Source organism: Shewanella algicola (genome assembly GCF_014648035.1).
Lineage (GTDB): Bacteria > Pseudomonadota > Gammaproteobacteria > Enterobacterales > Shewanellaceae > Shewanella > Shewanella algicola.
The window spans coordinates 37,851-43,998 of record NZ_BMQI01000045.1 but is presented as its reverse complement, the minus strand read 5'-3'; the positions used below and the strand labels follow the sequence as shown (position 1 = coordinate 43,998).

Sequence of the window (6,148 nt, the reverse complement as noted above, 5' to 3'; positions counted from 1 at the left end):
GCTCAAGAACTTGAGCTGTTAGATAGCACTAATATCGTGTTTGCTTAACCAGATCTGAGGTTAATTAACAAAAAATAACTAAGGGGATATTTTTATCACACAAGCACCATCAAAGCCCACTATTACGGGGTTTAACCCTGGTAGGTGAGTCATTCAATCGGCTGATAAAGGCCAAATAACGACAATATTGACATCACTTAGTGGTTTATTCGTGACAATATCAAACAGGTTTCTTATTATTAAGTATATTCTCGTTTCACAAGGCTGATGTAACGCTCGTGATCACTTACAAAAATATGTTTAAACTTGCGTTAGTTGTCGCCGTGATTGTGACAAGCTATTTAGTTTTTTCTAAACCGAATTACCCACAAACCTTTTCTCATATGGATAAAGTTGGCCATTTAGGCAGCTTTTTTGCGTTATCTTATCTTGCTCATTATGCCTTTAAGCCTAAATGGTTTTATTTATGTGCGGCATTAGGCAGTTATGCCATTTTGATAGAGCTCGTTCAGTCGCGTCTACCATATCGAAGCGCTTCAACTGCCGATGTTGCCGCTGATTTTGCCGGTATTGGCCTATTTTACTTAATGAATTTCTCTATTTTGCAGTACCGTAAAATAACCGCAAAACGCCCTTAACCGCGACATTAACAACAAAGGCCTGTCCGATGGTAGTTACAGCAAAGCCACTTACTGCTCATGCTAACATCGCCATTTTAGGCGCAGGTGCTATTGGGCAATTGATGTATCATAAGCTTTGTTTAACCGGGCAAACAGTTCAGGCTGAACAGTATAATGATGTGGTATTGATTGGCCGCCAGCCACACACTCAACAACACACATTACAATTTACAGATCATAGCGGCCAAACACATCATGCTATGGCAACCATCCTTAGCAGCGACGATACACACCTCGTAAATATCAATTTATTGATAGTGTGCGTTAAAGCTTATCAAGTTGAAAACGCCCTACTGCCATTACTGAGTAAGTTGGCGCCCAATTGTCATATCGTGTTGTTGCATAATGGATTAGGCCCGCATTTAGCGGTATCTGAAATCCTAAAACATTACCCTAGCCTAGGTTTATCACTAGGCACAACTTCACAGGCAGCATTAAAAATAAGCCAGTGGCACATTAAACACACAGGTTTTGGCGTTACCCAGTTGGGGCATTATTGTGGCAGGCCATTATCTGCGCAGTTAAAACACAGGCTCCAGGTATTACACCGCGACAACCAACCGCTTGAATGGTATCAGCCAGTTTTGCCTATCTTGTGGCAAAAATTGGCGATAAACGCAGTAATTAATCCATTAACTGCATTGAATAAATGTGCTAACGGCCAGTTAGCGGCTGAAGAATATCAACCACAGATTAACGCAATTATTGATGAGTTAGTCGATGTGGCGAAATGTGATGGCATTGATCTGGACCCTGCGCAGTTATCATACCGGGTGAAGCAAGTAATCAGGCTCACCTCTGCTAACTTTTCATCCATGTATCAGGACGTGACTCATCATCGCGCCACAGAAATCGATTACATTAATGGTTATATTTGCCAGCAAGCTCAGCGTTACCACCTTGCTGTGCCTACTAATCAATCGCTAGTGGCTAAGATTGATGCGCTGAGTCAGCATTAGCAAAAGTTCAATAACTCCTGGTTAACTCCACATCACCAAAATGGCAGCAATAGCAATGAGCACTAAGCCAGCAACGTCATTGATTTTGACTTTATCTTTAAGCCACAGAGCGGCAATCATTAACGTAAAAAACACTTCGATTTGACCAAGGGTTTTGACATACGGCACGGCCTGCAATGACATTGCACTAAACCACCCAATTGAACCAATACAACTGGCGACACTGATTGCGCCGGTGAGCTTTGGACGCTGCCATAATGCGCTTAAGGTGGATTTGTCTTTTGCGATTAAATAAGCAATTAGCACGATGGTTTGAATACTAATAACCCACAGCAAAACCCAGGCTGCACGATGAGTAAACGGTCCTTGCAAGGTTAAGCTGGCTTCTCGCACCCACAGAGATGTTAACGCGAACGCGCTGCCGCAGGCTAAACCTAACATGACGGTTTTAACGGAAAGCTGCTTAAATCCTTGTTTACTGCTAAGCAGCATGACAGCTAAGCCGCCGACAACAACACCTAACCAGCCAAGTAATGATAATTGAGTCCCAAAGAAAAACACTCCAAGGATTGCAGCGACTAGGGCTTCACTTTTTGCCAACCCGGCACCAATGGCAAAGTTTTGCATTTTAAACAGCTTTACCATTAAGCCCGTTGCCAATATCTGCATTGAAGAAGCGCCAATAACAAAAAACCAAAAGTCAGCGCTAAATTGTGGTAATGCGGTGGGTTGATATTGATGAAGACTAAACAAATACACAGCGGCAATTGGTCCCGCCCAAATAAATCGCGCTAAGGTGACACCTGCAACATTGACATCTTTACTGAGTTTACTTTGAAAGGCGTTCCGCCATGCCTGCATAAATGCTGCAAGAAAGGTAAATAAGATCCACATCGTTACATCCAGAAAGACAAAAGCCCTGACTTTATATAAAGTCAGGGCTTATACAAGGGTAACTAGATTACTGTTTACGATGAGTAAAAGACACTCAAAGTGTGCCAAATTGATTAAAAATCAACTTACCAGCCGTTCGGCATCTAACCGAGCCATGTTTACTTACTGGTATCAATAAATTCAAATGATTTAACCAAGTCATCGACAGCTTTCATCTGCGTTAAGTATTGCTCTAACAAATGCAGTGGCAGCGCACATGGGCCGTCACATTTGGCGTTATCAGGATCGGGATGCGCTTCAATAAATAAACCTGCTAAACCTAATGCCATACCGCTGCGAGCAAGCTCGGTCGCTTGTGCACGGCGACCACCAGCTGAATCAGCACGACCACCAGGACGCTGTAGTGCGTGAGTGGCATCAAAGATTACCGGATAACCGGTTTGCTTCATTTCGTCCATACCCAACATGTCTACCACGAGGTTGTTATACCCAAAGCTGCTGCCACGCTCACATAAAATAATGTTGTCGTTACCGGCTTCATTAAATTTAGTGATGATATGACGCATTTCATGTGGCGCTAAAAACTGTGGTTTTTTCACGTTGATCACCGCGCCGGTTTTAGCCATTGCCACCACTAAATCGGTTTGGCGGGCTAAAAATGCAGGTAACTGAATAACATCAACCACTTCAGCCACTGGTGCACATTGATGCACTTCGTGCACGTCGGTGATTAATGGCACATTAAAGGTTGATTTAATCTCTTCAAAAATGCGCAAGCCTTCTTCCATACCTGGCCCACGGTAAGAATTAACTGACGAGCGATTCGCTTTGTCAAATGATGCTTTAAACACATATGGAATGCCCAGTTTTTGGGTCACTTCAACATAGTGCTCAGCAATTGACATGGCTAAGTCGCGAGACTCAAGTACGTTCATGCCACCAAATAGTACAAACGGCTTGTCATTGGCCACTTGAATGTCATTAGCTAACTGAATAATTTTTTGATCCATTTGATCCTCTTTGCGCATTAACCTGCGACAACTTGTAAAAACTGACCACATAGCCATGCCATGTAGGTACCTAATGCATAACCAAATACGGCTAAAAGCACGCCAACTGGCGCTAATGCTGGATGGAATGCTGCGGCCACAACGGGCGCAGAAGCCGCACCACCAACGTTAGCCTGGCTGCCCACTGCCATATAAAATAATGGCGCCTTAATGAGTTTAGCCACTAATAGCATTAAACTCGCGTGCACTAACATCCACACAATACCGACTAAAAAGTAAATTGGCGTATCCATGATTTTGGACACGTCCATATGCAAGCCAATCGTGGCGACTAAAATGTATAAAAATGCAGAGGCAATTTTAGACGCGCCGGCAGCCTCTAAGTGGCGAACAGGACTAAACGAAAGACCTAAACCAACGGTCGTAACAATGACGACTAACCAGAAGAACTTAGAGGTTAAGCTGTAATCTTCTGTCCACGGGTAGTTGGCTTCAAAAAACGGACCTAAGAAATCGGCAGCAAAATGGGCAAAACCGGTTACACCAAAACCGATTGCGACAATCATCATAATGTCGCGTAGCGATGGAATACGTGAGTTTTCAGCGTGGTATTTTTCTACTTTTTGTTTTAACGCTTCAATTGCTGAGGTGTCGGCACCGGTTTTGGCATCAATCTCTTTTGCTTTTGAAGCCATAAACAGCAATACCGCCATCCAAATATTAGCCACAATCACATCAACGGTCACCATTACTGAGAAAATCTCACCGCCTACTTCGTAAATCTCTTTCATGGCAGCCTGGTTTGCACCGCCGCCAATCCAGCTACCCGCCAGCGTTGTCATACCACGCCAAACAGCATCTGGACCGTTGTTACCGATTAAACTTGGGTCAATCATCGACACTAGCAGTAAGGCAATCGGGCCGCCGATAACAATACCCAGCGTACCGGTTAAAAACATGATCACCGCTTTAGGCCCGAGCCCTAAAATAGCTTTTAAATCAACACTTAAAATCAGTAATACCAAACACGCGGGGAGTAAATAACGTGAGGCAACAAAATATAATTGTGATGTGTGGCCGTCGACCACACCAAAGGTATTAAGCAAGGAAGGTAAGAAATAGCACAATAATAACGCAGGGATATATTTGTAAAACTTTTGCCAAAATGGATGTGGCGATGAACTGGTATAAAACACAAAACCTAAAATAACGGCGAGTAAACCCAGTGCGGTGGCATCATTGCTCACCATAGCTGACGTGGTCATGCTGTATTCTCCCTTGCAAATGCAATATTTATAATAGTTATAGTGGTGCTTATTTTAACTGGCTTTTACAGCCTATTATTGTTTTACGCTGCATTAACTCGTAAAGCAGCGTGCATAAAATTTAGTGATAAACCTCTGTATGTTGGCTCAGTTCCTTTAATTGAATCTTAACCAGTTCAATCACAGGATCATGCGGGCTTAAATCAATAAAGTGTTGTAAATCAGACATGGCTACTTTAATACAACCGAGTTGTTGAGCGATAAATGCCCGCTCACGATTGAGGTGTACATCATCTGGGTGCCATTGCAGTAATAAATTACAACACTCCATTGCCGACTCAAATTTTTGGTTAACAATGCAGCCTGCTTTAAGTTCATGCAGCATACGGCTGATCAGGCGCTTCAAGGTGGCAGGTTTTAAGTGGCTTGGCTTTAACTTTGCCGCATTGCCCATTTCACCCCGAACCAAAGCATGCAACTGATGACGGTTAAGTTCTTTGCCTGTTAACGGGTCGTAGTATTTAACCACATCGTTTAGTTGGCTTCTTAACACCGTATTGCCAGGAAGCAAGATTGCCTCCAGAGTTATATCGAGTTGTTTTGCTAATAAAATGAGCAAAATTGACAGTGTGGTGCTATTACCCTGACGCTTCAATACGCAGTAACTTAAATCGGCGGCTTCAACACTAAAATAGTTGTCGCGCACACAAAAACCCAGGTCATTGTAAAACCAGTTAAACAGGCCTGTTAAGCGTGCTTGCTGATCGACAACATAGTGACTCAGTACCGACCCAGCCATTTCATACCAAGCCCACATCGCAGGTTTAGTTAATGAAAAACCAAGGTGCTCAGAAAGTTCAAATGCAGTTTCAGGGAGTGAAACTGCATCATTAAGAAGATATTTTGCCATTAATCCCAATTAACCCATTAATACGACTTGTTTAAAATGAGCCAGCTTGGCCGCGAGCACTACCCATCCGATTGCGCCAATAAAGGCAAAAAACTTAAACAGTTTATTTCGGTTAGATTTAAGCGCCATAATCCCTAATGCAATGTAAGCCACCACACAGATGATTTTCTCTGTCATCCACGGGTCGACAAACGGATATTGCTTGATCATAAAGCAAAGCGTGAAGCCTGACAGTAGTAAAAAAGTATCAATAACATGAGGCGCCACTTTAACAAACTTTTTCTCCATAATCGGAGACTGACGTAAATGCAGCACAAAACGCACAACAAAAAATGTCACACTTAACGCGACGAACAACATGTGAGTGTGTTTTAACGCTGGATATAAACTGTAAAAGGTTTCCATTACTAAGTCTCGTAAAATAAAAAGT

Annotated in this window: 7 protein-coding genes; 2 read left to right on the top strand and 5 right to left on the bottom strand. The window is 42.9% G+C overall.

Features of this window, described 5'->3' with window-relative positions; all coding sequences use genetic code 11:
- The first annotated feature begins 278 nt into the window (after positions 1 to 278).
- A complete protein-coding gene (locus tag IEY42_RS17075; RefSeq protein WP_188926493.1) occupies positions 279 to 638 on the top strand; it encodes a VanZ family protein in 360 nt (119 codons plus the stop codon).
- Positions 639 to 667: 29 nt separating this feature from the next.
- Positions 668 to 1,639: a ketopantoate reductase family protein gene (locus IEY42_RS17070; RefSeq protein WP_188926491.1), complete on the top strand. Its 972-nt coding sequence runs from the start codon at positions 668 to 670 to the stop codon at positions 1,637 to 1,639.
- 21 nt (positions 1,640 to 1,660) lie between these two features.
- Here IEY42_RS17070 and IEY42_RS17065 read toward each other — a convergent pair whose 3' ends face one another.
- The 5 genes from IEY42_RS17065 to IEY42_RS17045 form a co-directional block, all read right to left on the bottom strand.
- Positions 1,661 to 2,533, bottom strand: coding sequence for an EamA family transporter (locus IEY42_RS17065; RefSeq protein ID WP_188926489.1), 873 nt, complete (start codon positions 2,531 to 2,533; stop codon positions 1,661 to 1,663).
- 158 nt (positions 2,534 to 2,691) lie between these two features.
- Positions 2,692 to 3,543 carry a 3-deoxy-8-phosphooctulonate synthase gene (gene kdsA, locus IEY42_RS17060; RefSeq protein ID WP_188919632.1) on the bottom strand — a complete coding sequence of 284 codons (852 nt, stop codon included), beginning with the start codon at positions 3,541 to 3,543 and terminating at the stop codon, positions 2,692 to 2,694.
- A 17-nt stretch (positions 3,544 to 3,560) separates the two neighbouring features.
- The gene (locus IEY42_RS17055) at positions 3,561 to 4,808 is read right to left on the bottom strand and encodes a DUF819 family protein (protein ID WP_188926487.1); all 1,248 of its coding nucleotides are present in this window, start codon (positions 4,806 to 4,808) and stop codon (positions 3,561 to 3,563) included.
- A 121-nt stretch (positions 4,809 to 4,929) separates the two neighbouring features.
- Positions 4,930 to 5,718 carry a transglutaminase family protein gene (locus tag IEY42_RS17050; RefSeq protein ID WP_188926485.1) on the bottom strand — a complete coding sequence of 263 codons (789 nt, stop codon included), beginning with the start codon at positions 5,716 to 5,718 and terminating at the stop codon, positions 4,930 to 4,932.
- Between the two features lie 9 nt (positions 5,719 to 5,727).
- Complete coding sequence (locus IEY42_RS17045) at positions 5,728 to 6,123, bottom strand: SirB2 family protein (RefSeq protein WP_188926483.1); 396 nt, start codon at positions 6,121 to 6,123, stop codon at positions 5,728 to 5,730.
- Between the last annotated feature and the right edge of the window lie 25 nt (positions 6,124 to 6,148).

Excerpts from the sequence above, each read along its gene's own strand:
- IEY42_RS17070 (WP_188926491.1), top strand. The coding sequence starts at position 668 with ATGGTAGTTACAGCAAAGCCACTTACTGCTCATGCTAACATCGCCATT.
- IEY42_RS17065 (WP_188926489.1), bottom strand. The coding sequence starts at position 2,533 with ATGTGGATCTTATTTACCTTTCTTGCAGCATTTATGCAGGCATGGCGG.
- kdsA (WP_188919632.1), bottom strand. The coding sequence starts at position 3,543 with ATGGATCAAAAAATTATTCAGTTAGCTAATGACATTCAAGTGGCCAAT.
- IEY42_RS17055 (WP_188926487.1), bottom strand. The coding sequence starts at position 4,808 with ATGACCACGTCAGCTATGGTGAGCAATGATGCCACCGCACTGGGTTTA.
- IEY42_RS17050 (WP_188926485.1), bottom strand. The coding sequence starts at position 5,718 with ATGGCAAAATATCTTCTTAATGATGCAGTTTCACTCCCTGAAACTGCA.
- IEY42_RS17045 (WP_188926483.1), bottom strand. The coding sequence starts at position 6,123 with ATGGAAACCTTTTACAGTTTATATCCAGCGTTAAAACACACTCACATG.